This window comes from Rhodopila sp., from assembly GCF_965277825.1.
Classification (GTDB): Bacteria; Pseudomonadota; Alphaproteobacteria; order Acetobacterales; family Acetobacteraceae; genus Rhodopila.
This window is the reverse complement of record NZ_OZ255846.1, coordinates 2,570,398-2,597,260: the sequence shown is the minus strand read 5'-3', so window position 1 is coordinate 2,597,260 and position 26,863 is coordinate 2,570,398. Positions and strand designations below refer to the sequence as shown.

21 protein-coding genes are annotated in these 26,863 nt (G+C 66.8%); 12 read left to right on the top strand and 9 right to left on the bottom strand.

Annotation, left to right across the window (positions count from 1 at the left end; genetic code table 11):
- The first annotated feature begins 209 nt into the window (after positions 1–209).
- Entirely contained in the window at positions 210–1,607 is a 1,398-nt protein-coding gene (locus ACQY4T_RS12850) for a carotenoid oxygenase family protein (RefSeq protein ID WP_428542564.1), read from the top strand.
- A 186-nt stretch (positions 1,608–1,793) separates the two neighbouring features.
- A complete protein-coding gene (locus ACQY4T_RS12845) occupies positions 1,794–3,224 on the top strand; it encodes an MFS transporter (RefSeq protein WP_428542561.1) in 1,431 nt (476 codons plus the stop codon).
- A gap of 11 nt (positions 3,225–3,235) precedes the next feature.
- Here ACQY4T_RS12845 and ACQY4T_RS12840 read toward each other — a convergent pair whose 3' ends face one another.
- Positions 3,236–4,522 (bottom strand): MFS transporter, encoded by a 1,287-nt coding sequence (locus ACQY4T_RS12840; RefSeq protein WP_428542558.1) that lies wholly within the window; start codon positions 4,520–4,522, stop codon positions 3,236–3,238.
- A gap of 146 nt (positions 4,523–4,668) precedes the next feature.
- On the opposite strand from ACQY4T_RS12840, the gene ACQY4T_RS12835 reads away from it, so the two are divergent.
- Positions 4,669–5,253 carry a ferritin-like domain-containing protein gene (locus tag ACQY4T_RS12835; RefSeq protein ID WP_428542555.1) on the top strand — a complete coding sequence of 195 codons (585 nt, stop codon included), beginning with the start codon at positions 4,669–4,671 and terminating at the stop codon, positions 5,251–5,253.
- Positions 5,254–5,356: 103 nt separating this feature from the next.
- Here ACQY4T_RS12835 and ACQY4T_RS12830 read toward each other — a convergent pair whose 3' ends face one another.
- Positions 5,357–6,544: an iron-containing alcohol dehydrogenase gene (locus ACQY4T_RS12830; protein ID WP_428542552.1), complete on the bottom strand. Its 1,188-nt coding sequence runs from the start codon at positions 6,542–6,544 to the stop codon at positions 5,357–5,359.
- 188 nt (positions 6,545–6,732) lie between these two features.
- Here ACQY4T_RS12830 and ACQY4T_RS12825 point away from each other — a divergent pair, with 188 nt between their 5' ends.
- Complete coding sequence (locus tag ACQY4T_RS12825) at positions 6,733–7,011, top strand: hypothetical protein (protein ID WP_428542549.1); 279 nt, start codon at positions 6,733–6,735, stop codon at positions 7,009–7,011.
- Positions 7,012–7,041: 30 nt separating this feature from the next.
- Here ACQY4T_RS12825 and ACQY4T_RS12820 read toward each other — a convergent pair whose 3' ends face one another.
- From ACQY4T_RS12820 to ACQY4T_RS12805, 4 genes are all read right to left on the bottom strand, one after another.
- Positions 7,042–12,054 carry a beta strand repeat-containing protein gene (locus ACQY4T_RS12820; RefSeq protein ID WP_428542546.1) on the bottom strand — a complete coding sequence of 1,671 codons (5,013 nt, stop codon included), beginning with the start codon at positions 12,052–12,054 and terminating at the stop codon, positions 7,042–7,044.
- A 403-nt stretch (positions 12,055–12,457) separates the two neighbouring features.
- Positions 12,458–13,654, bottom strand: coding sequence for a formyl-CoA transferase (locus ACQY4T_RS12815; protein WP_428542543.1), 1,197 nt, complete (start codon positions 13,652–13,654; stop codon positions 12,458–12,460).
- Between the two features lie 56 nt (positions 13,655–13,710).
- Entirely contained in the window at positions 13,711–13,968 is a 258-nt protein-coding gene (locus ACQY4T_RS12810; RefSeq protein WP_428542540.1) for a TauD/TfdA family dioxygenase, read from the bottom strand.
- A 79-nt stretch (positions 13,969–14,047) separates the two neighbouring features.
- Positions 14,048–15,382: an MFS transporter gene (locus tag ACQY4T_RS12805; protein ID WP_428542537.1), complete on the bottom strand. Its 1,335-nt coding sequence runs from the start codon at positions 15,380–15,382 to the stop codon at positions 14,048–14,050.
- Between the two features lie 200 nt (positions 15,383–15,582).
- Here ACQY4T_RS12805 and ACQY4T_RS12800 point away from each other — a divergent pair, with 200 nt between their 5' ends.
- On the top strand, positions 15,583–15,873 hold the full coding sequence (locus ACQY4T_RS12800) for a hypothetical protein (RefSeq protein WP_428542534.1): 291 nt from the start codon (positions 15,583–15,585) through the stop codon (positions 15,871–15,873).
- Between the two features lie 524 nt (positions 15,874–16,397).
- Entirely contained in the window at positions 16,398–17,093 is a 696-nt protein-coding gene (locus ACQY4T_RS12795) for an ATP-binding protein (protein WP_428542531.1), read from the top strand.
- A 2-nt stretch (positions 17,094–17,095) separates the two neighbouring features.
- Here the strand turns inward: ACQY4T_RS12795 and ACQY4T_RS12790 are convergent, their stop codons facing one another.
- Genes ACQY4T_RS12790 through ACQY4T_RS12780 form a run of 3 tightly spaced genes read right to left on the bottom strand, consistent with a single transcriptional unit; the run spans position 17,096 to position 19,673 of the window.
- Positions 17,096–17,596: a GNAT family N-acetyltransferase gene (locus tag ACQY4T_RS12790; protein WP_428542528.1), complete on the bottom strand. Its 501-nt coding sequence runs from the start codon at positions 17,594–17,596 to the stop codon at positions 17,096–17,098.
- A gap of 30 nt (positions 17,597–17,626) precedes the next feature.
- Positions 17,627–18,886, bottom strand: a complete 1,260-nt coding sequence (gene coaBC, locus ACQY4T_RS12785) for a bifunctional phosphopantothenoylcysteine decarboxylase/phosphopantothenate--cysteine ligase CoaBC (RefSeq protein ID WP_428542525.1) — start codon at positions 18,884–18,886, stop codon at positions 17,627–17,629.
- A 37-nt stretch (positions 18,887–18,923) separates the two neighbouring features.
- Complete coding sequence (locus ACQY4T_RS12780; protein WP_428542522.1) at positions 18,924–19,673, bottom strand: class I SAM-dependent methyltransferase; 750 nt, start codon at positions 19,671–19,673, stop codon at positions 18,924–18,926.
- A 28-nt stretch (positions 19,674–19,701) separates the two neighbouring features.
- Here ACQY4T_RS12780 and mutM point away from each other — a divergent pair, with 28 nt between their 5' ends.
- From mutM to lptF, 6 genes are all read left to right on the top strand, one after another.
- Positions 19,702–20,565 (top strand): bifunctional DNA-formamidopyrimidine glycosylase/DNA-(apurinic or apyrimidinic site) lyase, encoded by an 864-nt coding sequence (mutM, locus tag ACQY4T_RS12775; protein WP_428542843.1) that lies wholly within the window; start codon positions 19,702–19,704, stop codon positions 20,563–20,565.
- Positions 20,566–21,020: 455 nt separating this feature from the next.
- Complete coding sequence (locus tag ACQY4T_RS12770; RefSeq protein ID WP_428542519.1) at positions 21,021–22,451, top strand: FAD-binding oxidoreductase; 1,431 nt, start codon at positions 21,021–21,023, stop codon at positions 22,449–22,451.
- A 283-nt stretch (positions 22,452–22,734) separates the two neighbouring features.
- Complete coding sequence (locus ACQY4T_RS12765; protein WP_428542516.1) at positions 22,735–23,790, top strand: type III polyketide synthase; 1,056 nt, start codon at positions 22,735–22,737, stop codon at positions 23,788–23,790.
- A 52-nt stretch (positions 23,791–23,842) separates the two neighbouring features.
- Complete coding sequence (locus ACQY4T_RS12760; RefSeq protein ID WP_428542513.1) at positions 23,843–24,538, top strand: methyltransferase domain-containing protein; 696 nt, start codon at positions 23,843–23,845, stop codon at positions 24,536–24,538.
- Complete coding sequence (locus tag ACQY4T_RS12755) at positions 24,520–25,689, top strand: NAD(P)/FAD-dependent oxidoreductase (RefSeq protein WP_428542510.1); 1,170 nt, start codon at positions 24,520–24,522, stop codon at positions 25,687–25,689. The genes ACQY4T_RS12760 and ACQY4T_RS12755 overlap by 19 nt, the downstream gene beginning before the upstream one ends.
- Positions 25,650–26,861 (top strand): LPS export ABC transporter permease LptF, encoded by a 1,212-nt coding sequence (gene lptF / locus ACQY4T_RS12750; RefSeq protein ID WP_428542840.1) that lies wholly within the window; start codon positions 25,650–25,652, stop codon positions 26,859–26,861. The genes ACQY4T_RS12755 and lptF overlap by 40 nt, the downstream gene beginning before the upstream one ends.
- Positions 26,862–26,863 lie beyond the last annotated feature (2 nt).

Genomic DNA, 26,863 nt, shown 5'->3' with positions numbered 1-26,863 from the left:
GCAAGGCGATGCGATCCGCGTCCACGCCGCTGCCGGCTGGGCCAAACCGTGATTGACGCCACTCTGTCGCTTGCCACTCTTTCGCTTGCCACTCGGTAGCCTTGCCACTCGGTCGCTTGCCAGTCTGACCGCCATTGCACCGTGAACCGTTGGACTTGTCATCCGCCACGCGATCGAACAATGTGAAGATCGACCTCGCGAGGCCTTCGATGTCGGACAGCCCCAGCCTCGATACCGATGCAAACTTCCAGCCGATCCACCAGGAATACGACCTGACCGGCCTTCCGGTCATCAGCGAGTTGCCACGCGGGCTCGACGGCACGCTGTTCCGCAACGGCCCCAATCCACAGTTCATGCCGCTCGACCCGGCACGCCATCACTGGTTCGCCGGCGACGGCATGATCCACGCCTTCCGCCTCCACGATGGCCGCGCCAGCTACCAAAACCGCTGGGTCCGCACCGATAAATGGCGCGCCGAAAACGCCGCCGGTCATTCACTGCCACCGGCGTTCGAGGGCCCCCCCGACCCCGACGGCCGCCTCGCCGATACCGGCGTCGCTAACACCAGCATCGTGTTCCACGCCGGTCGCCTGCTGGCGCTCGAGGAAGCCCACCTGCCGTTCGAACTCGACCCGGCAACACTATCCACGCGCGGCGTACAAAATTTCGCCGGAGCGCTCCGAGGTCCCTTCACCGCCCACCCGAAGATCGATCCGATCACCGGCGAAATGGTGTTCTTCGGCTACGCATCCGGCGGCGAACAGGCGGCCGGCATGACCTACGGCACGATCACGTCAGCCGGCAAGGTGACCCGCTTCGACCCGTTCGAAGCCCCTTACAGCAGCATGGTGCACGACTTTGCCGTCACCGACCGGCACGTGCTGTTCCCAATACTTCCGCTCGGTTTCAGCCTGGAACGCGCCCAATCCGGGCAGATGCCCTACGCCTGGGACCCCGACCTCGGCGGCCATATCGGAGTGATCCGCCGCGACCAGGGCGTCGCCTCGCTGCGCTGGTTCCGCGCCGAGACCTGCTTCGTGTTTCACGTCATGAACGCTTGGGACGACGGCAACCGGATCGTCGCCGATGTCATGCAGTACGACGAACCGCCGCTGTTCCCGCGCGCCGATGGCCGCCCGTCGGACCCGGCCGCCACCCGCGCCAGGCTGAAGCGCTGGACGCTGGACCTCGACGCCGGCACCGACGCCTTCAAATCCACCGAACTCGACGACATGACCAGCGAATTTCCGCGCTTCGACGAACGCCGCGCCGGTTCGGCCAACCGGTTCGGCGCTTTTGCCGGCAAGACCCGTCCAGACGGCGCCCTCGATACCATCGTCTGGCTCGATCTGGTGTCCGGACGCCGCGACCAACTGACGCTGCCGCCCGGCGACGCGGCGTCGGAGCCGGTTTTCGTACCGCGCAGCCCTTCCGCACCCGAGGGCGACGGCTGGCTGCTGACCGTCGCCTGGCGCGCCGCCGAGCGCCGCAGCGATCTGCTGGTCCTGGACACCGACGCAATCCAGCGAGGACCAATCGCCACGGTCAAGCTCGACCACCGCGTGCCATTCGGCTTCCACGGCAACTGGGTCAGCCGCACCGCCTGAACGACCGCCGCCGAGACTTGACCGGCCCACCGTGCGAACCGAACTCAGCCTTTAGCGGCAGGCTGAAACCGACCTATTGCGCGCCGCCGCCCAATTCGGCTTACCCTCCAACGACCTCGACGCCGGCGATGTCTGACGTCCAAGCAAAATCAACCGGCTCGATCCGGAAAACAGGGGAGCAACACAATGCAATCCGTGACCACCGAGGCCATGCTGGGTCACCTCGATCGCGGCCGCCTCGACGCCCGCTATTGGACCCTGTTCGCCTTGCTTGCAGTCGGCGCCGCACTCGATTTCTTCGATTTCTTCGTCGTCGGCTACCTCGTCGCCGTGGTCGGGCCGCAATGGCATCTCACCTACGGCCAATCCTCGCTGATGCTGCTCGGCGGCGGCCTGGGGGCGATTTGTGGCGCCCTGGTCTGGGGACCGCTCAGCGATGCCTGGGGCCGCAAGGCAATGCTGGTCGCCGGCAGCTTCGTCTGCGCCATCGCCGCCGGCAGCATCGCACTGGTCCGCGACGGCGACTGGATGACATTCGCCGTGCTGCGCTTCTTCGTCGGCGTCGGCCTGGCCGGCTGCGCCACCGCGATCACCGCCTTGATCGTCGAATACACCCCGACCCGAAACCGCACCGTCGTCACCAGCCTTCTGATCGTGTTCGCCACCTTCGGCAGCTTCCTCGCCGCGCTCACCTCCGCCAACCTGCTGGGCGTGCTAGGCTGGAGAGGCGTCGCCACGCTCGGCCTTGTCCCGGCCCTGATGGGCTTCGTCTATATCTTCGCGCTGCCGGAATCGGCCCGCTGGCTGGCCGTCAAGGGCCGCTTCGCCGACGCCCGAACCACCGTCGCATGGACGCTGCGGGCGCCGCTGGACACGATACCGCTGCCCACCGTCCCACCCCCCATCGCGCCACGCGCCAGCCTGAGTGAACTTCTGCACCACCCGCGGCTGTTCGCCTTCGTCGGCCTGACATGGCTGGGCCTCGCCACCGCGATCTACGGCATGCTGCTCTGGGGGCCGACCGTCGTCGCCCTGCTGCTGGGCATCACCCCCCGCCAGGCCGCCGCCTATTTCGTCTACGTCACCGCCGCCGGATTGACCGGCAAGGTCCTATTCTCGTTCCTGGCGCAATGGCTCGGTCGCAAACGCTGCGGTGAGGTCACCGCTTACGGCGCCGCCGTGGCCCTGGCGCTGGCGGCCTACTCTTACGAGCCGGTCTTCATGATCGGCGTGCCGGTGTTCGTGCTGGCGATGATCGTCACCTCGCTGTTCCTGGAAGGCGAGGCCTCCAACATCACCCCATGGGCCGTCGAAGCCTACGGCGTGCGCCTCGGTGCCCGCGCCGCCGGACTGTCCCAGGCCGCGAACGGCTGCGGCAAGGTGGTGGGCCCGCTCTGCCTGGCGCTGATCGCCGGGGCGGATAATTTCGTCTCGCCCAAGGCGACGGCGCAGGCCGTGACACCCGCCTTCCTGTTCCTGGCCGCCTGCATGCTGCTCGTCGGCCTCGCCTGCACCTTCCTGGGGCCGGAAACCGCGGGCAAACCGATAGCACAAGATACCGCCCCCGGACCGCTGCCCGACACGATTGCAAATCCCACCTCGGGGGCGATTTATTGACCAGGCGGCACTCACACCCGAGTGCCGGCCGCCGCCAACCCCACTGATCCCACCGGCGCACGAACGAACACCGCAACCGACAGCGCCCCCAGCACGGCGATCCCACCGGCCAGACCGAACGCACCAGCGTAGCTGCCGCCGGTCGCCTGCACCATGAACCCGGTAACCGAGGGTGCAACGATCCCCGCCAGGTTGGCGATCAGATGCACGAACCCGCCGACCCCGCCGACCCGGTCCCTGTCCACCGTGTCGAGGATGATCGCCCAATAGGTATTGCCGGTCAGATACATGAAGAAAACCGACACCGCCATCAGCCCGACCGCAGCCTGAACGGTCTCCACGCTGCCAGCCAAAGCGACACACAAGGCAGCAATCAGTAGCGCCACCACCAGCACCAGCTTGCGCGCCCGCACCGCGTTACCGGTGATGCGGAAGATGGCATCGGACACCGATCCACCCGCCGCCAACCCGATGAACCCCAAAAGCCACGGGATGGTACTGACGAAACTCATGCTCTGCAGGCTCAGATGCCGAGCCGTCGTCAGATAGGTCGGGAACCACGACAGAAAGAAATACAGGATGTAGGCGTAGCCGAAAAACGCGAACGCCGTCGCCAGCACCGCCGGACGAGCCAGCAGCGACCCCAGCGAGACCGTCGGCCCACTCGTGGCAGCGTCCTGATCCGCCGCGATCTCGGCGGCCTCCGCCGCGCTCACATGACTATTATGCTCGGGGCGCTCGGTCACCATCAGCATCCAGGCCGCGGACCAGCACAACCCGATGGCGGCGATGATCACGAACGATGCCCGCCAGCCCCAAGCCAACGCGATGAACCCGACGATCGGACCAGCCAGCGCCCCGCCCAGCGGCGTTCCGGCATTCGCCCACCCGACCGCGGTTGCCTGCTGGCGGCGCGGAAACCAGTTGCTCACCAGCTTGTTGGCCGCCGACCCATACGGCCCCTCGCCCATGCCGAAAATCAGCCGCACGATCAGCAACGACCCGAAGCTGAACACCATCGCGGTCAAGCCACAGAACACCGACCACACGACCGATGCGATGGCGAACACGTTCCTGCCGCCGATCCGGTCCGACGCGTAGCCACCGACGAAGCAGAACGCCGCGTAGCCGAAGAAGAATACGCTGAACACCATCCCCAGTTCAGCCGGCGACAGGCTCAGTTCCTTGCTCAGCAACGGCGCCGCCACCGACAGCGCTGCGCGGTCCAGGTAGCTGATCATCCCGCCCAGGAACAACAGCCCCACGACGGCCCAGCGCACGGTGCCGAACAGTTTCATCGTCTCTCCCCCTGTTGCCAGCCTGGGAAGGGGATGACAGGAATGTCAAGTCAACCGGCCGACCGAGCGCCTTTGGCGCCTCGTCAATCCGGCCATGCCGCACTAGGTAGCGATGTAGAGAGTCCGACCAATAACGGGAGATCGTGGTGAGCAGCGCACCAACCAGCAAAGACGCCTCAAAGAAGCCGTTCCTGACTGACGTCAAGACGTTACGCGAGCGTGCCCGGCAGAACATGTCCGACGGCCTGATCACCACGACCTATGGCGGCGACGTCAAAAAGGCGATCGAAATCCTGCAATCGGTGCTGGCGACCGAGATCGTCTGCGTGCTGCGCTACACCATGCACGCCATCACCGCGACCGGGATTTCCAGCGAGGGCGTCAAGGCCGAATTCGCCGAACACGCCAAGGAAGAGCAGGCCCACATGATGTCGGTCGCCGAACGCATCGACCAGCTCGGGGGCGCCCCAAACTTCAACCCCGAAGGCATGGCGACGCGGTCCGCGTCGCAATACGCCGAGGGCGAGAACTTGATCGACATGATCAAGGAAAACCTAGTCGCCGAACGCATCGCCGTCGACCACTACCGCGAACTGATCCGCTACTTCGGCGACGACGATCCGTCGACACGGGTCATGCTGGAAGGCATTCTTTCGGTCGAGGAGGAACACGCCACCGACATGCACGACCTGCTGGTCGCTCACGAAGGCACCCCGCCGCTCAAGGATTGACTCAACGATCCGGTTGGCGCGGCCGACCCGCGCCAGCTGGACCACGGCTTGGGCACAAACGGTCCAGCCGCGCCACACCGCTTCCAGCGCAGGAACCCTTGGGCTACCGGTTCGCCGCCGCCCCGGTCCACACCTCGCGATACAACCCGACGATCTGCTCCGCCGTCGGCACCACCGGATTGTTCCCCGGGCTGCCCGAGGCCAGCGCCTGCTCGGCCATCAATCCCAGCTTGCCGCTCCACGCCGCCTCCTCGATCCCGTAATCGGCCGGCGTCGGCACCGACAGACCCCGATTCAGCCGCTCCAGCCCGGTGATCAGCTTCGCCGCCGCCGTCGCGTCGCCATCCGCTGCCGCGGCGAAACCGATGCGCCGCGCCGCCTCGCCATAGCGCGCCTCCGCTCCGCCGACCGAGAACCGCGTCACCGCCGGCAGCAGCATCGCGTTCGACAGCCCGTGCGGTACGTGGAAATGCGCCCCGATTGGCCGCGACATGCCATGCACCAGCGCCACCGAACTGTTGGAGAATGCCAGACCCGCCTCGGTCGCCCCCAACATCATCGCCTCCCGCGCCAAGGCATTGCGCGGTTCGCCATACGCCGTTCGAATGTTGCCGCCGATCAACCCCATCGCCGACAGCGCCAGTGCATCCGAAATCGGGTTGGCGCGCTTCGACACATACGCCTCCAGCGCGTGGGTCAGGCTGTCCACCCCGGTGTCAGCGGTGGTGCGCGGCGGCGCCGAATAGGTCAGTTCGTAATCCACCAAAGCCGCCAGCGGCAGCGCCCCCAGCCCGGCGATCAGCATCTTCTCGTCGCGCTCGGTGTCGGTGATCACCGTGAAGCGGGTGCACTCGCTGCCGGTGCCCGCCGTGGTCGGAACCGCGATCACCGGCAGCGCCCCCCGATCGGCGGCGAACGGAGCCTTGTAGTCGCGCATCTTGCCGCCACCCGCCGCCAGGATCGCCATCGCCTTCGCGGTATCGATCGGCGACCCGCCGCCGAATCCAATCAAACAATCGAACGCCCCACGCTTCAGCTCCACCACACCGGCCTCGACCACCGTGTCGGTCGGGTCCGCCACGGTATCGCTGAAAACCGATACCGCGAGCCCGGCCGCCGCCAGCGGGTCCAGGCAGTGTCGCAGGTGCCCCGAACTGACCATGAACGGATCGCTGACCACCAACGGCCGCGACAGCCCGAACTTCGCCAGCACCTCGGCGATCTGGCGAACTGCCCCGGCCTGCACCAGCAACAGGCGGGGTGAAGCGAAATTCATCGCGATCGTGGTCATGACCGTTCCTCCGATTGACCCCGTCGGTGTAGCGCGCGGCACGGTGCGCGTCACGATCGCCGGTGTTATGCAACTGCCGAGGGCACCGACAAGATGGTGCAAAATCGTCACGATCCGGTGACAAAACCTGTAATCCGCCACACTTCGGCACGACCTCATGCGCCGATGCTGGCCCCGGGAAGAACACGATGAACAGCGCCTCGAATTTCGTCCGCAGCCTGCTCGACCTGCTGATCTCGCTGGGCAACGTCGTCGTTGCCGCCCTGGTCACGGTCGAGGTCTGGCTGCGCGCCCAGCTTACCCAGTTCGGACTGCCGCCGCCGATCCAGACCGCGATCCTGGTCGCCGTCGCGGTCCTGCTCATCATCGGCGCGCTGCGGCTGTTCGGCGGCCTGATCCGGGTGGCGGTGATACTGGTGCTGATCCTGATCGCCATCCACATCGCCCTGCCGGTGCTGCAGCACTGACTTCAACCGGTCGTCGACTCGATGCTCGGTTCAATGCCAGGTCAGGCTGGTCCCCCCGGCACCGTCGCTGGCTATGTGAAACGAACCAGTCGGCGGCGCGCTGCCGAATCCGAGGCCCAGCGTCGCCGAATGGACGCCATCGCTGACCGACAATGCCCCATTGCCGTAACTCACCACCGCGGCGGCGGCCCTCAAGTCGGTGAAATCGACGATGTCGGAGGTGGCAAAACCCGTGAACGTGCTGCCGCCTAACGACGCAGTGACGTCCTTGAACACGATCCCCCCGAAACCGCCACCGCTCATGGTGTCGCCGCCGCCAAGCCCGGTCAGGATCTGCCCGTTCGCGGTCGCCGTCAGCAGATCGGACCCGACGGTGCCCTGGATCAATGTCGGCTGCATCGGCGCGATCTGCAGCGACTGCAGGGTAATCACCGCCGTCGCCCCATTGGCCGCCGAATCGAGGTGGAAGGCATTGTTGCCGGCACTATAATTGCCCGCCAGCTTCAGCGTCCCGACATAGTTGAAACCGTTGTTCAGGGTCAGCGTGGCGCTCGACCCGGTCACCTGCCTGAACACCAGGCTGGTCACCGTCTGGTCCACCTGGATGGTGTCGCCGGCGACGAAGCCGCTGATCGAGGCCGTGGGCAGCGCCGCCAGCAGCAGCGTCGCATTCGGGCCAGCGAACTGGATCGCCACGCTGTCGCTGACACCCAGGCCCAACGTGCTGCCCTCGGTCAAAAAGAAGCTGCCGGACCCGCTAACCGTCGGATTGGCCTCGAACGGGTCGCTCTTGGCAGTTCCCGCCATGTCGATCATCAGCGCGCCCCCGGCATTGACCCAGAACGCACCGTTCGCCACCACACTGCCGTAGATCGAACCGGAGAACACCGCGGTCGCCGAGGGCGACAACGTCAACGTGCCGGCATAAGCCGTCGTCGGCGCACCGATGCGCAGACTGGAGTTGGCGTCCACCACGATCACATCGCCACCGCCGTTGCCGATCAGCCCTCCGGCTTGCAAAGTGCTGCCGCCCAAAGCCAGCAGCGACCCGCCCAGCAATGTCGCATTTCCGGCGATCGTCGCCGAGCTGCCGCCCTCGACCTGCAGCCGGCCGGTCACTGTCGCCCCGCCCCCGGCGGTCAGCCCGGCACCATTATCCAGCACCAGCGCGCCCGACGTACCCGACCCGGCAACTACCTGCACCTGGCCGCCAACCGAAATCAGCCCGGTCAGCAGCACGTTGCCGCTGATCGTCAGGCTGGCGCCCGACCCATTGCCGCCAATACTCGTGTATTGCCCGGCAACCATGCTGCCGGCGATGCTGACGGGATCCAACGCCCCCGGCATGGTGCCCGGCGTGACCCCGGCCGTCGTATCGATCCAGTTGCCGCCCGAGTTCCAGCTGCCGCCGCTGCCGCCGGCCCAGCCATAGCCATGCGACCCATTATCGGCAAACGCACTGCCCGCCCCACTGATCGCGCTCTGCACCGAGATCGTCGCCAACCCGGTCGCCGCGGCAACGTCGAGCTGAAACAGATTGGCCGCATAGTTTCCACTCAGCGTCAGCGCCCCGACCGTCGTCGCGCCGTTGGTCAACGTCAGAGTGCCCTGACCGGGACTCATCTGTGTGTAGGCGACACCGGTCACCGTGCGTCCCACAATAATGCTGTCGCCGGCGACAAAACCGCTGATCAACCCGGTCGGCAACGGCCCATTCAACACCAGCGTCTCGCTCGCATAGGCAACGCCGCCGATAAAGTACCCCTGAAACGCGATCGCGGCACTGTCCGAGGCGTTCAAGGTCAGCAACCCCGACGGCCCCAACGCCCCGATCGTGATTGTGCCGCCGCCGCTGATCGAACCGACCGACCCGGCGAAACCGCCGATGGTTCCCGAATAGACCAGCAAGCTGCCGTTCACCACCAGCCGACCCGCGATCGTCGCCACCCCTTGCAGCGTCGGCGCCTGCCCGGCATCGATCGTCACCGCGCCCGCCGCCGCGCCTCCGACCCCGCCGAATTCGAAACTCGACGCAGCGTCCACCGCGATCGTGCCGGTCACCACGCTGCTCCCGCCGATCACCGTCACCGCGCTGCCGCCGAACACCCCAAGGCTGCCGGAAACGAAGCTGCCGCCGCCCGACCCCAGCACCGTAAGCACGCTGCCGCCGGAAAGCGTCAGCGGCGACGTCACATTCAGGCTGCCAGCCATCAGGGTCGCGCCGTTGCTCAACCCCACGTCACCCGAACCGGCGCCGAAACTGGCGACGGAAAACTGCACGGCCACCGATAACGTCCCGGTCAACACCGTGTTGGCGGCGCCGGAAATGCTCAGCGAAGCCGCCGACCCGTTGCCCGAGATCACCTGCGCCGCGTCGATCCCGGTCGCGTCGTTGATGAACACCGCGTTGCCATTACCCGGCGCGGTTGACAGCGTCGCGCCAACCGTCGTGTCGGTCCAGTTGCCCGAGTTGCTCCAAACCCCGCCAGCCGTGTTGTTCCAACTGTAACTATCGCCGTTGCCGCTGATCTGGTTGCCTGTCACCATGCTCGGCGCCGCCGTATAGATGATGCTGCTCGAAAGCCCGCTGGCCGCCTGCTGCACCTGGAACTGACCGGGGACATAAACGCCCGCCAGGTTCAGCGTGCCAACCACGCTGGCACCGTTCAGCAGCGTCAGCCTGCCGCTGCCGCCACTCTGGCTGTAGCTGACACCGGTAACCGCCCGCGCCACGGTGATCACGTCACCCGCGGCAAACCCGCTGATCGTCCCGGTCGGCATGATGGCGGACAGTACCAGCGTCTCGGCACTGCTGGCGGCCGCCCCCGACGACGCCTGGCTGAACAGGATCGAGGCGCTGTCGGCTCCGCTCAGCGTCAGCATGTCGCCCCAGGTCAGCGCGATCGTGCCCGCCCCGATGATCGACCCGGGCGCCGAACCGAACGGCGCGATTGCCAGCGTTCCGGCAATGATCAGCGTGCCGTTGACCACCACGTTGCCGTCGATGGTTCCGGCCAGATCGACCGCCACGCCGCTGTCGATCGTCAGCGCACCCTTGGCGACCGTTCCCAGCGTGCCGAACTCGATGCTGGAAGCACCGTCCACGCCGATGACCGAGGTATCATACTGCGCCCCGCCGGAATAACTCGCCACCGGAAGCACCGCCGCCGCCTGCACCGCGCCGCCATTGATCGCCAGCAACGACCCGGAGTTGGCGGAAAACACCAGCCCCGCCGCGGTCAGCCTGCTGGCACCCCCAACCTCGACCAGACCACCGATCGCCGCCGTGCCCGCCAGCGAAAGATTAGCCGCGCCGTCCAGCACCAGCATGCCGCTCTGCGACAAGTTGCCGCTGACCCCGCTCACCTTCGTGCCGATCGCCAGGCTGCCCCACAGCAGCACATTGCCGCTGGTAGCCAGGCTGGCGGCAAAGCCTGTCCCGGTGACGTCGCTGCTCATCGCCGCACCACCCGCGATCGTCACCGCATTGCCATAGCTCGGTGCCAGCACGGCCGGACCGCCGCTAGTGACGTCCTGCCACTTCGCCGCCGTGGCGAACCCGCCCACCGTCGAACCGAACAGATAGGCATCTGTGTTCACCGCGGTGAACTGCACCGAGGTGCCCGCGGCGCCATCCGACCCGGCGGTGAAGTAACCTGGCGGCAACGCATTGCCCATCAACCCGATGCTCGCCGCATGCGTGCCGTCGGCGACGCTCAACGTGCCCAGTCCGCCGACGCCTGAAATATAGCCGACCGAGACCGTCGCCACATTCATGTCGGTCAGGTCGATCATCGAAGATGTGCCGAACGCCGTTATCGTCGCCCCGGTCAGGTCGGCGCTGGTATCCTTGAAGTCGATCCCGGTGAAGCTGCCCGCGCCAAGCAAGTCGTTGCCGCCCAGCGGGGTCAACGTCTGATTGTTCGCCGTCGCGTTCAGCGTGTCGTAACCCGCCGAACCGACGATCAGGCTGGGCTGCGCCGCGGCGCTGCCGATGGTCTGCAGCGAGATCAGCGCATCGCCATACGGATCGACCGCCAGGTGAAACAGGCTGCCCGTGTAATCTCCGGCCAACGCCAGCGTCCCCACCGAGACCCCGCCCTTCGACAAGGTCAGGGTAGCGACGTTGCTGCCGGTCTGGCTGTAGTTGACCCCGGTTGCCAGCGCACTGCCATGACCGACAATCTCGATCACATCACCCAAAGCAAAGCCACTGATCGTCCCGCTCGGCAGCACATCCAGCGCCAGCGTGCCGGCCGGGCCGCCGAACCGGATCGCAGCGCTGTCCGCTATGCCAAGCGTCAGCAGGCTGTTCTCGCTCAAGCCCAGCGTGCCGCTGCCGGAGATGCCCTGCGGATTGCCGAACGGGTCCGCCAGATCGATCGCCAGGGTCCCATGGGCCTGCACACCCAGCATCCCGTTGACAACGACGTTGCCGTCGATGACACCGCTCACCGCCGCCGAAAAACCGCGATCGATCGTCAGCGCGCCCAGCGCCACCGCGCCGGTGGTGCCGATCTCGATCGAGGAATTGCCATCCACCGCAACAGTGCCGCCGACGGTGACGAACCCATTGTTGACGCTGTTGGCGATCAACGAGCTCAACTGCACCTTGCCGCCATTGGTGGCGACCAGGAAACCGGCCGCCAGCGTCGCCGCCCCGCTCACCGTCGCGGTGCTGCCGCCGCCAACCTCCAGTGATGCGCCGTTGGCAAGGGCCAGCGCGACCGCCGACAGGCTGGCCCCGCCATCCAGTTCCAGATCGGCGGCGCCGGCAAGCGCCACCGAACCGGCAACCGCGTCGCTTCCCCAAAGCAGTACTTCGTTGCTGATCGCAAGCTGTGCCGCCGCCCCGCCGCCGACGATATTGATGAAAGTCTCGTTCACCCCGCCGTTGATGCCGACGCTGGCACCGCTGCCCGGCGCGACCGCGGCAACCGTCCCGGCGGTGGCATCGAACCAGTTCGCCGCGGAGCCCCAGGCGCCCCCATATCCATTGGACCAGTAATAGGTGTGGGTACCCGAGGACTGCATGCCGCTCATGTGTGTCGCGGTTCGCTGCTCATCGCTGCCCCCGAACCGGATCCGCGGCTGATCCGCCGCTCGCCCGGCCTTGCACCGCACCGCCGCCAGCCAACCCGCGCGGGATGCCCGCAACGTTTAACCGGCCGTCGCCCGTCAATAAGAATGTGCTGATCCAAATGACCCTCGGTAAGACGCATCAGGCCCTTCGATATCTGCCCCAAAGAGGCAACGGTTCGGCCGCGCCTCGACCTGGACGCGAAGCCGCGAGCAAATAGAACAGTCTGCGATAAACCCACCATCGCAAGTCGATGCTTGAATGTCAAATTCGTTTTTTGAGAATATTCATTAGCATTTACTTAACGGGACATACTATAGTGCCCGCCTATACAATCTCCCTCAAGCCGACGTCCCGCAAACCAGGCTACACTACGCCGCCGTCGCGCAGCCGCCGCAGCTCCTCCGGATCCACCCCGCAAAGCCCCCGCAGCAACTCATCGGTATGTTCCCCAAGCAGCGGCGGACGGGTGATCTCGGCTGGAGACGCCGACAGCTTGATCGGACATCCAACCGTCTGATAGCTGCCCCGGGTCGGGAAATCGACCTCCACGATCATCTCCCGAGCAAGCAGATGCTCGTCGGCCAGCACCTCCGCGGTATCCTGACAGGCTCCGCTGGGCACCCCCGCCTCGCCCAGGATCCGCATCACCTCGTGCTTGCCGCGCGAACACGTCCAGCGCCCAACGACGGCGTTCAACGCGTCGCGGTTGTCCCACCGAGCCTCGGCGGTCGCGAACCGCGGATCGTCAGCCAGTTCGGGTTGCCCGATGGCGGCAAGAAACGGCTTCCACATCTGCGGCTGAACGAAGATATAGACATAGTCGTTCGCCCCGCCCGGCGCGCAAGGATAGGTCGTCCCGGGCACCGTGTGGCCAAGCTGGTTGCCGACCCGCGGCGGCGGATGACCGTGGCGCTGGTGGTCGCGCAGGCTGACGCGAATCAGATTGACCACCGCATCCTGCATCGACACTTCCACATGCTGCCCCTGCCCGCTGCTGTGCCGTTGCTGCAGTGCCGCCAGGATACCGATCGCCATGTGCATGCCGGTGCCGGAATCACCGATCGCGGGGAACACGTAGGTCGGCGGGTTCTCCGGAAACCCGGTCACCGCCATCGCACCGCCCATCGCCTGGGCGATCGGCTCGAAGCTCTTGTAGCCGCTATAGGGGCCATACGTCCCGAACCCCTTGATCGTGGCATAGATCAGCCGCGGGTTGAGCTTCGCCAGCGCATCGTAGCCCAGCCCCAGCCGGTCCAGCGCGCCGGGGCCGAAATTTTCCAGCAGCACGTCGGATTCGGCGATCACCTTGCGGAACAGCGCCTTCCCCTCCTCGCTCTTCAGGTTCAGCGTCAGGCTGCGCTTGTTGGCATTCAGCATCAGGAAGAACAGACTGTCGCTGTCTGGCTTGTCGCGCATGTTGGTGCGCGCGACGTCGCCGCCTTTCGGCTCCTCCAGCTTGATCACGTCGGCCCCGAGGAATCCCAATATCTGGGCGCAGGCCGGCCCAGCCTGGTTGTGCGTCATGTCGATGACGCGAATCCCTTGCAACGCCAGGCTCATGTGCTTTCCCCTGCCCGCCCCTGCCGCGGCAAACCATTCGCCGCCGCGAGATGGCTCTACGCCGCTTCCTCCAGGCTCGACCCGGTGTCCAGCGTCGTCGCTCGGCGCCGGTCGCGCGGCTGGTCCTCCTGGAGCGGGCGGCCACGATGCATCGTCCAGCGATTGTCCAAGATCACCAGATCGCCGACCCGCCAACTGTGACGGTAGACGAAGCCAGCCTGCGTCGTGTGCGCATTCAGGTCGAACAGCAACAGGTTGATCGAACCGGCCTCGGCGGCAAAGCCAGGATGCATCTCTTGGATCTGAAATTCCAATGCCGTCGCATCCTGCGAAGCTTGTCGCGCCGGCGCAAGCCGCGCCGCCCAAACGCGCGGGCGCTACACGCCTGACGCTCTACGCCCGCCCCAGCACGGGCAATGGCGGCCGCCGCCGAACCTGCAGCCGCAGCAGAATGACGCTGACCGCGGCGACCAACGCGGTTACGCATGCGAATAGAAAAATCTGCCGTGGCGGCCAGCCCAGCCCCAATAGCAGGCCGCCCAGCCACGGGCCGCCGATGCCGCCAAGGCGTCCGATCCCCAGCGCCCAGCCCATCCCGGTATTGCGCACCCGAGCCGGATACAGCGCCGCGGTCATCCCGTTGATCACCGTCATGCTGCCCGTCGTGCAGCAGCCGATAACAAAGATCGTCACCAGCAGTGGCAGATACGGCAGGTCCAGCAACCCGACCACGCCGATCGCGACGATCCCCGCCCCCAGGCTGAACGCCAACACGCTCTGCGGCATGAACCGCTGACTGAGCGGTGCGAGAATAAAGATGCTCAGCAACGGTCCGGCATCGCGTAGGCTGGCGGCAAACACCGAGTCCGCGGGCGTCAGCCCCGACATGTGCAGCACCGTCGGCATCCAGTAGCCGATCAGATACATGCTGATCAGGTTGGCGAAATACAGCGTCCACACCAGCACCGTGATCGGCGCCAGGCCGTCGCGGAACAATCCGGCCACGGGATTTCCGCTGGCTACGTCCAACCCGTCGCCGGTCGCGGTCGGGTCGATTTTCAGCCGCTGCAACAACGCCGCGGCGCGCGGCGTCAGCCGGCCGCGCTTGACCAGAAATCGGGGTGATTCAGGCAGCCAGAACAGCACCACGGGGATCAACAGCATCGGCAGAATGCCACCGATGACAAAGATCACCTTCCAGCCGTAGATCGGCAGCAATTGCGCCACCAACTGGCCGCCCAGGAAGCCGCCCAAAGGCGCCCCGGTGAAGACCACCATAATGACGCTCGCGCGCAGACGGTCCGGCAGGTAGTCCGAACTCAGCGAGACCGTCGCCGGCATCAGCGTACCGATGCCGAACCCGGTGAAAAAGCGCAACGCCGCCAACGCCGGAACGCTCGCGGCCCAGACGCAGGCCAGCGACGAAACCATCAGCAGTATCAAGCTGGCCAGCAGCACCGGTTTGCGCCCGGTCCGATCGCCAATCGGACCCGAGATCAGTGCTCCGGCCATGATACCCACACTGGACATCACGAAGCTGCTGGCAAACGCCGCGCCCGGCAGGTGCCACGCCTGCGACAGCGCCGGCGCCGCCATGCTGATGCTGCTCAGGTCGTAGCCGTCAAAGGTCTGCGCCAGCAGGCAGATTGCCGCCACCCGAAGCTGTAGCGGACCGATCCGCTGCCCCTCCAACGCGGCTTCGGTCGCCGACAGGTTCGGCCCGGCCATGATACATTCTCCCCGAGGCCGTGTTGTCCCGGCCATCAGCGCGGAGCATCCCCCGCCAAGTTGCCGCGGGTCAACCACCTCGGGGGGCCGCATCGCCCGCACTGCAGGAGTGCGTGCATGCCCTTGACCGACGCCAGGCACCCTCCATCTCGGCAGTAACGCGCGACTTCGATCCGATCCACCGCAAAGGCGGCTTGACCATGGACCCTGCGCAATTCCGCGACTCGCTTACCGCCGCCGCCCCGCCGCAAGCCGCCTCGTTGTCGCTGCAGGCGCTGTGGTGGGACGCCAAGGGCGACTGGGGCAAGGCCCATCAATGCGCCCAGTCCGAGTCCGGTCCAGCCGGCGCAGCGGTGCACGCCTATCTGCACCGCAAGGAGCCGGACCCGTCCAATGCGAGTTACTGGTACAGCCGTGCCGGCCGCCCGCCGGCCAGCAATACGCTGCAACAGGAATGGGACGCCCTGGTGGCGGAACTGCTGCCCGCCTGATCACCCCCAGCACTAGTGAACCGAATCGGTCGTCCCCGCCGCGACAGCGAACGGCACTAGCGACAACGTCCAGTACTGACCCGCCCAGTCCTAGGTCGACAGCCGGGAAACCGGTCAAAGCCGCTGGTCCGCGTGAACATCCAGGACGTCACCGATCGAACCGCCGCGAATAAACCGCACGACCGATCAGCGAGCACTGGAAATGCCAATGCATTTTGCTTCATAAGGCGCCCAACCAAGCTGCGGGTTGCACCGCCCGGTCGCATCAAAAGGTGCGGCATCCCGGCCACCGATACAGGCAGTCGGACACACGTGCGTTGGGGCGATTACCACCGCGTTCGAAACATACAGTTGCATCATGTGATAAATATGCCATCAAATAGCAAAAATCGATTGACTTAGGGAACTTTCTCGCGTACGACTCGGGCCATCCCAAGAACAACGCCCTTAACCGTATTTTAAGGCGTCATCGTTCACATGCGCCCCCAGCAACGACAGCGCATCGAAACCAGAAAGCTTTAGCCATGTCGCAAGTCGCTACCTACATGCCCGCCATGCGGCGCCACGCCGGCACCCAACAGAACCGGCCCATGACCCGCTTCACCGACCCGCGCGGCAGCGATGATCATGACCTCGCCGAACAGGAACTCGACCTACGTCAACTGCGCCATCATACCAAGAACGCGCTGCAGCGGATCATCGCCGTGTTCGCCGAAGCCCCGGGCCTCGGCGACACGCCGCAAGGCGAGAGGATCGTCCAGGAACTGGAACACCGCATCGGCCTGTCAGCGACGATTTCCGACGCGCTGTTCGGGCTGACCAATGCGCCCGGGCCGATGGCGGAACGGCTGCGCCATCTGGCCGGCGCGGTGGTCGACATGATGCGCGACACCGATCAGGTGATCCGCGTCGGCATATCGATCCGCGGCTACTGCCCGGCAAACCTGCGCGAAGCGGTGCTGCGCAGCGCCCACGAATTGATCAGCAACGCGGTCAAGCACGGCATGAAGGGCCGTACCACCGGGCGCATCGCCGTCCGCCTGGTCAGCGACGATTGCCGCACCACACTGACCGTGCTCGACAACGGCTGGGGCTTCGCCGGCAAGCTTCGCGCCGGTGAGGGTCTGGCACTCGCCCGCGGTCTCGCCGCCCGCCATGACGGCTCCCTGTCGATGGACGGCGATGCTGGAACTGTCGCGACGCTGGCCTTGCCGCACTAGTTTCACCCCTCAGCCACCGGCGCTCCCGTCCGATCCAATCGAAGCGCCATCAACTCCTCGTCCAGGAAGTCGTCTCCGACCCGCAAGCTCCGAGGCTCCACGCCATAGACCGAGAACCCGGCGCCGACATACAAACTCCGAGCCGCCGCATTGCCCACCGTGACCGACAGTGTCAACAGCACCAGGCCCTGCGCCCGAGCCTGCTCGATCAGCCCGTCCAGCAACGCCCGCGCCAGCCCCGCCCGCCGCCACGCGGGATCGACGTAAACCCCGACGACGTGACCCTTGTGCCGCTGTTTGACCCGCTCCGGAACGACCATGCCGACCGATCCCACCAGCGCGGCGCCGACAAAGCCGCCCAGCGTGACACTCGGCGCCTCGCCGATCAGCCGGCCCAGATCGCCGCACCTCTCCTCCTCGAACGCCACACCGAACGCCGAGGGGTGCCGACGCAACGCCTCCAGCCGCAATGGCCGCAGCAGCGGCAGATCCTCTTGCCGCAACCGACGGATCCGCCAAGGCCGCTCCCCCACTCAGCCGAACGTCTCGGCGATGCGCCGAGCCAGCCGCCGCGCCACATCGTCCTTCGCCAGGCGCGGCCACGTCTCGATGCCCGAGGCGGAAACCAGATGCACCGCATTCTCCGCGCCACCCATGATCCCGCTGCTCGGCGAGACATCGTTCGCCACGATCCAATCGGCGTTCTTGCGCGCCAGCTTGGACTGAGCGTTGGCCATCAGGTCATCCGTTTCGGCCGCGAACCCGACCACCAGCCTGGGACGCTCCGGGCCGGCGGCGGCAATCGAGGCCAAAATGTCCGGATTCGCCACCAGCGACAGCGTCGGCGGCTCGGCACCCGGTCGCTTCTTGATCTTGCCCACCGCCGCCGTCGTCACCCGCCAATCCGCTACGGCGGCGGCGAACACCGCGATATCGGCCGGCAACGCGGACGTGCAGGCGTCCAGCATCTCGCGCGCACTTTCGATATGCACCACACTGACGCCGTCCGGATCGGCAACGCTGACCGGACCCGACACCAGCGTCACCCGCGCACCCAGTTGTGCCAGAGCCGCCGCGATGGCGTGGCCCTGCCGCCCGGACGAACGATTGGCGATGTAGCGCACCGGGTCGATCGGCTCATACGTCGGACCACTGGTCACCAGCGCGTGCCGGCCCGCCAGCGGCGCCGATGCACCGCTCGTCGGGGCCGCTCCGATCGTCGGGCCCGCCAGCACTGCCTCGATCGCGGCCAGGATCTCGGGCGGCTCGGCCAGCCGGCCGGGACCGAATTCGTTGCACGCCATCGGCCCCTCGTTGGGCTGCACGACATGCACGCCGCGCTCCGCCAGGGTCGCCATGTTCGCAACTGTCGCCGGGTGCAGCCACATCCGCACATTCATCGCCGGCGCCACCAGCACAGGTTTGTCGGTCGCCAGCAACACCGTGGTGGCCAGGTCGTCGGCCACGCCGGCCGCCATCTTCGCCAGGATATTGGCGGTCGCCGGCGCCACCACCAGAAGGTCGGCCGCGCGTGACAGCTCGATGTGCCCCATCTCCGACTCGTCGGTCAAAGAGAACAGATCGGCGTAAACTTTGGATTCGCTCAGCGCCTGCAGCGACAGCGGCGTCACGAACCGCCCGCCATTGTCGGTCAGCACGCAACTGACCCCACAGCCGGCCCGACGCAGCAGGCGGATCAACTCCAACGCCTTGTAGGCCGCGATCCCGCCCGCGACGATCAGCAGCACCTTCTTGCCGGTTTTCTTTTCGCCGGTCATCTCCTTGCCCGCCATCCCACCCCGCCCGACCCGGCAACCCGCACCCGCGAAGTCACAGCCGCCATCCCGAATGGATCGCCGCGATCCCGCCCGACAGGTTGCGCACCTTGACCCTGTCAAGCCCGGCCTCCTGCATCATCGTCGCCAGTTCCTGCTGCGCCGGAAATGTTCGAATGCTCTCGGCCAAATAACGGTAGCTCTCCGCATCGCCCGCCACCATCTGCCCCAGCCGAGGCAGCACCCCGAACGACCAGGCGTCATAAACCGGGCCCAGCGCGTAAACCCGCAGGCGGGAAAACTCCAGGCACAGGAACCGTCCCCCCGGCTTCAGCACCCGCCGCGCCTCGCGCAGCACCGCCGCCTTGTCGGTGCAGTTGCGCAGGCCAAACGCGATCGAGACCCGATCCACGCAGCGATCCGGCAGCGGCAGCGTCTCGGCGTCAGCCACCAGCAGGCTGACCTCGGCGCCCAGGCCGCGATCCAGCGCGCGGTCACGCCCGATCGACAGCATGGCGTAGTTGATGTCGCTCAGCAGCACCGGGCCGCCGCCGCGCCGCAGCCAGCCGAAGCTGATGTCGCCGGTCCCGCCCGCGAGATCCAGCAGCACGTGCCCAGCAGTCGGCTGCAAATCACTGATGAAGATCTGCTTCCACACCCGGTGGATGCCCAGCGACATCAGGTCGTTCATCAGGTCGTAGCGCGCTGCCACACTGTCGAACACGCCACGCACCAGCGCCGCCTTTGCCCCACGCTCCACCCGTCGGAAGCCGAAATCGACGCTCGCTGCGGGATGGTCGCTCATGATCTGGCTGTATATCCTGGAACCACCCATGCCGGAACTCCCCGAAGTCGAGACCGTGATGCGAGGCCTGCGCCAGCGCCTGCAAGGCCGCATGCTGCTGCGTGCCGTCGCCCGCCGTCCGGATATGCGCTGGCCGCTGCCCCCCGGCCTCGCCGCCACCCTGACCGGCGCCCGCGTCACCAGCTTCCGCCGCCGCGCCAAATACATCCTGATGCGGTTGGATAACGGCTGGTCGGTGCTGCTGCACTTGGGCATGTCGGGACGCATGCTGGCCGAACCGGTCGGACGCAACGCCATCACCCTGCACGAACATCTCGAACTGGAAACCGACGACGGCTGGCGGGTCGGCTTCGTCGATCCGCGCCGCTTCGGCTCCGTCGACCTGATCGAAACCGAGCGCGAGGACCGCCACCGCTTGCTGGCCGGGCTGGGACCCGAACCGCTGGACGAAAGCTTCTCCACAGCGGTGCTCGCCGCCGCCCTGGCCGGCAAGAAGACACCGATCAAGGCCGCGTTGCTCGACCAGAAGGTCGTCGCCGGCCTGGGCAACATCTACGTCTGCGAGGCGCTGTTCCGCGCCGCCATCTCGCCCCAGCGCCTCGCCTACACGGTGCCCGGCGCACGCACCAAACGCCTGGTCCCGGCCATCAAGCAGACCCTGACCGAGGCGATCACCGCCGGCGGGTCGTCGCTGCGCGACTATGTCCAGACCAACGGCGAACTGGGATATTTCCAGCACGCCTTCAATGTCTACGGCCGCGAAGGCCGGCCCTGCCCCGGCTGCCCCGGCATCGCCTCGGGGGGCGCCCCGGCCGATCCGTCGTGCTCCGGCATCAGACGCATCGTCCAATCCGGCCGCAGTTCCTTCTATTGCCCTAGGACCCAGCGCTAAGCCATCTTCGCGGATTGGCGCCGAACGAGCGGCATAAGCCGCCTGTATTCGGCAAGCCAAAGGTCTGTGCTGCATCGTCGGTGTGGTCGGAACGGCGCTGGCGGGGATCCGGCGCAGCGGTTGCTCTGGCCGTGCCAGCTTCAGCCGTTCGATCATCAGGCGCGCACGCTGAGCACACCAACCGACACTCCGATACCGAGCCTCGCTGCGTCGAAGTGGCCCGGGTCAAGCCTCGCGGAGCGACCGCCGAAGGCGGCTTGGGCTTGATGCCGGCCACTCCGGCGCAAGCACAATCCGCCATCGGAGGGGACAACGTCCTTGGTAACGACATCTGGTGGCCGCCTTCATTCGCCTCCCAAACCGCCCTCTCGACTGCAACCGGCGTTCAGCAATGCGCCCCGCGCGTGCATCCAATCAGAACCCGCGCTAAACGAGCGACCAGAAAGGAACCGCCGATGCCCGATGCCGCCCTGCCCGCCGCCAATCTGCTGGACGCCATCCGAACCATCGTCGGCGACCGCGGCATCCTGACCGAGACCACCGACACCGCGCCCTACGCCGAGGACTGGCGCCGGCTCTACCAAGGCCGCACCAGCGGCGTCATCCGACCCGGCACCACGGCGGAACTCGCCGCCGTGGTGGCGCTGTGCGCCCGCGCCGGCACGCCGATCGTGCCGCAAGGCGGCAACACATCCATGGTCGGCGGCGCCGTGCCGAACGAGGACGGATCCGAACTGGTCCTGTCCACCGTTCGGCTGAACCGCATCCGCGAGCTCGACGCCGCCGACCTGACGCTGACCATCGAGGCCGGCGTCACCCTGAAGGCCGCCCAACTCGCCGCCGCCGAACAAGGCTGCCTGCTGCCGCTGTCGATCTCCTCGGAAGGCACCGCGCAGATCGGCGGCGTGCTGGCAACCAACGCTGGCGGCAACAATACCGTGCGCTATGGCAATGCCCGCGACCTAGTGCTGGGCCTCGAAGTGGTGCTGCCCGACGGCACGGTGTGGAACGGGCTGCGCCGGTTGCGCAAGGACAACACCGGATACTGCCTGCGGCAGTTGTTCGTCGGCTCCGAGGGCACGCTGGGCATTATCACCGCCGCCGTGCTCAAACTGGCACCACAGCCGAAGGAAACCGCGGTCGCGCTGTGCGGGGTGAACTCGGCGGAAGCCGCACTGTCGTTATTTACCCGTTTCCAGGCCCACGACGCCGCCTCGATCAGCGCCTTCGAACTGATGTCCGGCCTCGGCATGTCGTTCGTGGTCAAGCACATCCCCGGCGCCACGCTGCCGCTGGAAGCACCCGCGCCGTTCTACGTGCTGGTGGAACTCGCCTCGCCGCGCCCCGGCGCCGGCCTGCGTGACATGCTGGAACAGATCCTGGAGCAGGCGCTCGGTGAAGACATCGTCAACGACGCCGCGATCGCCGAATCCGACGCCCAGCGCGCGGCGATCTGGCGCCTGCGCGAGGAACACTCCGAGGCGCAGAAACGCGAAGGCGCCAGCGTCAAGAACGACGTCTCGGTGCCGGTGTCGAAAGTCCCCGGCTTCATCCGCCAGGCCACCGCCGCCTGCGAGGCGCTTCTGCCCGGGGTCCGCGTGGTTCCGTTCGGCCATATCGGCGACGGCAACATTCACTTCAATCTGGAGCAGCCGGTCGGGTCCGACGCGGCATGGTTCCTGGCCCAGGACCACATCATCATGGACGCGGTGAACCAGGTGGTGCGCCAATACGACGGCAGCTTTTCGGCCGAACACGGCGTCGGCAGACTGAAACCATACATGATGCCGGACTGGCGCGGCGGCACCGAGCTGGCGCTGATGCAGCGGATCAAGGCGGCGATCGATCCGGGCGGCATCATGAACCCCGGCAAGGTACTGCCGTAGGGGCAGCCGCCATCGACTCCGGCACGATTGCCGACTACTGTCACAAATCCGAACCTGCAACCCTAATCCTCCAAAAGAGAAAATCCTCCGAAAGAGAAATAAGCCGAGCACTGAAACAAACCATCAAAGTCCATCGTCTGGGGTTGCATCGCGATCGCCGGCCGCGGACGCGGGACACAGGCAAGCTCACCCTAAACGGTCACATTGCCAAACCGTAGCCAGCCGCCACCCTGGCGTAACGTTCCCGCACCCCCACATCCGGGGGATCATCGAAGGACCGCCCGTGACCCAGGCCTGGCTGAACCGGATCACTACCGCGGTCCCACCGCACGACATTCACGCCGCCTTCGTCGAATTCGGCCGCGATACGGTTGCCGACTGGCACAAGCGCGTGCTGTTCGACCGCATGGCCAAACTGTCCGACATCGAGCACCGCTACGCGATCTTCGAACCCGGACCAAGGCCGCGCGACAAGATTCTCGACGTCACCGGCTTTTATCGCCGCGGTGCCTTCCCCTCGACCGCCGCCCGGATGGCGCTGTATCAGCCGCATGCGCTCGATCTGGCGATGACCGCGGTGCGCAAGCTGGACCTCGATCCGAACGCCGTCACCCACCTGATCGTCGCCAGTTGCACCGGCTTTACCGCCCCCGGCCTGGATTTCCAGATCATGCGGGCGGCCGGTCTGCCCGATGCAACGCAGCGCACCATTGTCGGCTTCATGGGCTGCTTCGCCGCCGTCAATGTGCTGAAACTGGCCGACCAGATCGTGCGCGCCGATCCCGCCTCCCGCGTGCTGGTGGTCAATCTGGAACTGTGCAGCCTGCACCTGCAGGAAGACTTCCAGGATCTGCCGAAGATGCTCAGCTTCATGCTGTTCGCCGACGGCGCCTCGGCCGCCCTGGTCAGCGCCGACCCGACCGGCATCGCCCTGGGCCGGTTCCAGGCCGCCATCATCCCGCGCAGCCACGACCTGATCACCTGGGAGATCGGCAACGACGGTTTCGAGATGCACCTGTCAGGCCAGGTGCCCGGCCGCATCCGCCGCTGGCTGCCCGAACACGGCGTCAGGCTGCTGCCGCGCGACCCGCCCAAGCTGTGGGCGGTCCATGCCGGCGGCCGGTCGATCCTCGACTCGGTGCAGCACGGGCTGTGCCTGGCACCCGACGCGCTGCGTCACTCGCGGGCGGTGCTGCGCGACTACGGCAACATGTCCTCGGCCACCCTGATGTTCGTGCTGCACAGCATCCTGCAGGATACCGACGCGCGCGGCGGTGGCATGGCGATGGCCTTCGGACCCGGCCTCTCGGTCGAGAGCTTCGGTTTCAGCCGACCGTGAACCGCGCCAGATGATCCGCGTCCCATGAACCTGGCCCAATGAACCGGGCCCAATGACCCCAGTCCGGCTGAGGGGGCTCGCGCATCGCAGCTCGCAGCCGGAGCGGATGGATACCGACTGCGCCGACTTCGAGGACTACCGGCGCTGCCTGCGCGACCTGTCCAGGGTCAACGTCGTCACCCTGACGCACCGCCCGATGCTGTCCTGGCTGGGCAAGCGCGCCAACGACGACTTCTCGGTGCTGGACATCGCCTGTGGCCACGGCGACGCATTGCGCAAGATCCGCTCGCGCTATCCGCGCGCCCGGCTGACCGGCATCGACCTCAACCCCTGGGCCACAGCGGCGGCGCGGGACGCGACCGGTTCCGCCGCCGGCATCGAATTCATCAACGACGACGCCTTCGCCTATCGGCCGGAGCGCAAATTCGACTTCATCATCACCTCCCAGTTCACCCACCACCTGACCGACGACCAGGTGGTCAGCTTCCTGCGCTGGCTACCCCGGAACGCCGCCCGAGGCTGGTTCATCAGCGACCTGCACCGCCACGTGCTGCCGTACTACGGTTTCCCGGTGCTCGCCCGGATCGCGCGGTGGCACCAATTCGTGCGCGAGGACGGCCAGGTCTCCATCGCCAGGTCGTTCATCCGCGCCGAGTGGGAAGCGCTGCTGCATCGCGCCGGCATCACCGAACAACAGGCGACGATCGCCTGGTATGTCCCGTTCCGGCTGTGCGTCGAGACCCGCTGATCATCGGCGCCGGTCCGGCCGGAACCGCCGCCGCGATCACCTTGGCCCGGGCCGGCTGCCGCCCGGTGATGATCGAGCGCGCCAGCGGGCCGACCGACAAGGTGTGCGGCGATTTCATAAGCATCGACACGATCCGCCGCGCCCAGGCGCTGGGGGTCGATCCCGCCTCGCTCGGCGCCGCCCCGATCCGCCAAGTCCGGCTGGTCCACCGCAACCGGGTGGCGCAGGCCACGCTGCCATTCCCGGCCATGGGCCTGTCCCGCCGCGGCTTCGACGCCGCCCTGCTGCGCGTGGCAGAGTCCGCCGGGGCAATCCTGCGCGGCGGCCAAACGGTTCGCCAACTGGCCCGCGAGGCCCCGACCATCTCAGCCTCCACGGCTTCGGCTTCAGCGCCGCGCGAATGGATCGCCCGCACCACCGACCAGACCGCGTTCAGCGCCGACACCGTTTTCCTGGCAACCGGCAAGCATGACCTGCGCGACCTGCCACGGGCGCGCGCCGATCGCGGCGCCGTCGGCATGAAGATGTATTTCGCCCTCGCGCCCGACGCGGCCAGGATGCTGGACGACGCCATCGAACTGACCCTGTTCCCAGGCGGTTACGCCGGCATGCAGCCGGTCGAGGACGGCCGGACCGTGCTCTGCATCGCGACCCAGCGTCAGGCCTTGCTGCGCCACGGCGGTACCTGGGACGACCTGCTCGCCGGGGTCGCGCAGCACAGCCGGCGTTTCAGCGCCTTGCTGTCCGGCGCCCGGGCCCTGCTGGCGCGCCCGCTCGCGGTTGCCGGCGTCCCCTATGGCTACCAGTCCGGAACGCCTGCCGCCGACGGCCTTTTCCGTCTCGGCGACCAGGCGGCGGTGATTCCGTCGCTGACCGGAGACGGCATGGCCATCGCCCTGCACAGCGGAACAAGCGCCGCCGAGACCTGGCTGGCGGGCGGCGACTCGGCCACCTATCACCACGGCCTGGCGGGGACCCTGCGCCGGCAGATGCGGCTGGCCGGCCTGCTGCATCACGCTTGCATGACCGGTTCGGTGCAAGCCGCCCTGACGCGAACCGCCGTGTGGTTTCCCTCGCTGCTGCATCACGCGGCGAATCGCACCCGCCTCGCATCACCGACCGCGCCGGGGGATCAGCCTACGGGGGCATGAAGAAAAGTCGGGTTGCATCGCGCCCAAGCCTGCCGCAGAAAGCCGCCATGCGCTCCGGCAAGATGCTCACCCGGCTCGATTTCTACATCTTCCGTCAGGTGCTCGTCGCGCTGGTCGTGGCGACCGGCGGCCTTACCGCGCTGATCTGGCTGACCCAGTCGCTGCGCTTCGTCGACCTGGTGGTCAACCGCGGCCTCTCGCTGCTGGTTTTCCTGCACCTCACCAGTCTGCTGATCCCCAGCTTCATCGCCGTCATCCTGCCGATCACCACCTATGTGGTGATCCAGTTCACCTACCAGCGGATGGCGACCGATCGGGAGTTGACGGTGATGCGCTCCGCCGGGCTGTCGCCCTGGGCACTGGCGCGCCCGGCGCTCGCGGTGGCGCTGCTGGCGACCATCGCCGGCTATATCCTCAGCCTCTGGGCGGTGCCGGCGTCGCTGAACGATTTCAAGCAATTCCAATGGGAAATTCGCAACCGGCTCGCCGCCTTCCTGCTGCAGGACGGCGTGTTCACCCCGCTATCCGACAAGCTGACCGTCTATATCCGCTCACGCGACCAGGACGGCACCCTGCACGGCGTGCTGGTCGATGACGCCCGCAATCCGACCGCTCACGCCACCATCCTGGCGGAGCGCGGGCGGCTGATCGATGGCCCGTCGGGTCCGCGCGTGCTGCTGCAGGACGGCAGTCGCCAAGAGATCGACCACCAAACTGGCCGGCTCGACATGCTGACCTTCAAGCAAAACGAGATCGACCTCGCAGACGCCACCAAGGACGAAGCCGCTCGCCCCGCCGACATGTCGGAGGTGCCGCTCGGTGACCTGCTCAACCCGCATCCGTATTTCGCGCGTGACCGGTCGAAATGGCTTGCCGAGGGCCACAAGCGGCTGACCGCGCCGCTGACCACGTTGTCATACGCCATGGTCGGGCTGTTCTCGGCGCTGGGCGGGATCTTCCGGCGTCATGGCGGCGTCGCCCGCCCGCTGGTCACGGTCGGCGCCATGGTCCTGCTGCTGGCGTTGGGCCTGGCTTTCGGCACACTGGGCGCACGCGACAACAACCTGCTGTTCCTGATGTGGCTGCACGCTACGGTGCCGGGCCTGATCTGCGCCTGGCTGCTGCTAGGGCCGCCGATCCGGCTGTTCCAGCCGCAGCCGGCGGAAGCCTGATC

Coding starts and splice junctions, on each gene's coding strand:
- ACQY4T_RS12795 (WP_428542531.1), top strand. CDS start 16,398: ATGTCGCAAGTCGCTACCTACATGCCCGCCATGCGGCGCCACGCCGGC.
- ACQY4T_RS12840 (WP_428542558.1), bottom strand. CDS start 4,522: ATGAAACTGTTCGGCACCGTGCGCTGGGCCGTCGTGGGGCTGTTGTTC.
- coaBC (WP_428542525.1), bottom strand. CDS start 18,886: ATGGCGGGCAAGGAGATGACCGGCGAAAAGAAAACCGGCAAGAAGGTG.
- mutM (WP_428542843.1), top strand. CDS start 19,702: ATGCCGGAACTCCCCGAAGTCGAGACCGTGATGCGAGGCCTGCGCCAG.
- ACQY4T_RS12760 (WP_428542513.1), top strand. CDS start 23,843: ATGACCCCAGTCCGGCTGAGGGGGCTCGCGCATCGCAGCTCGCAGCCG.
- ACQY4T_RS12850 (WP_428542564.1), top strand. CDS start 210: ATGTCGGACAGCCCCAGCCTCGATACCGATGCAAACTTCCAGCCGATC.
- ACQY4T_RS12805 (WP_428542537.1), bottom strand. CDS start 15,382: ATGGCCGGGCCGAACCTGTCGGCGACCGAAGCCGCGTTGGAGGGGCAG.
- ACQY4T_RS12815 (WP_428542543.1), bottom strand. CDS start 13,654: ATGAGCCTGGCGTTGCAAGGGATTCGCGTCATCGACATGACGCACAAC.
- ACQY4T_RS12830 (WP_428542552.1), bottom strand. CDS start 6,544: ATGACCACGATCGCGATGAATTTCGCTTCACCCCGCCTGTTGCTGGTG.
- ACQY4T_RS12800 (WP_428542534.1), top strand. CDS start 15,583: ATGGACCCTGCGCAATTCCGCGACTCGCTTACCGCCGCCGCCCCGCCG.
- ACQY4T_RS12825 (WP_428542549.1), top strand. CDS start 6,733: ATGAACAGCGCCTCGAATTTCGTCCGCAGCCTGCTCGACCTGCTGATC.
- ACQY4T_RS12845 (WP_428542561.1), top strand. CDS start 1,794: ATGCAATCCGTGACCACCGAGGCCATGCTGGGTCACCTCGATCGCGGC.
- ACQY4T_RS12770 (WP_428542519.1), top strand. CDS start 21,021: ATGCCCGATGCCGCCCTGCCCGCCGCCAATCTGCTGGACGCCATCCGA.
- ACQY4T_RS12820 (WP_428542546.1), bottom strand. CDS start 12,054: ATGAGCGGCATGCAGTCCTCGGGTACCCACACCTATTACTGGTCCAAT.
- ACQY4T_RS12780 (WP_428542522.1), bottom strand. CDS start 19,673: ATGAGCGACCATCCCGCAGCGAGCGTCGATTTCGGCTTCCGACGGGTG.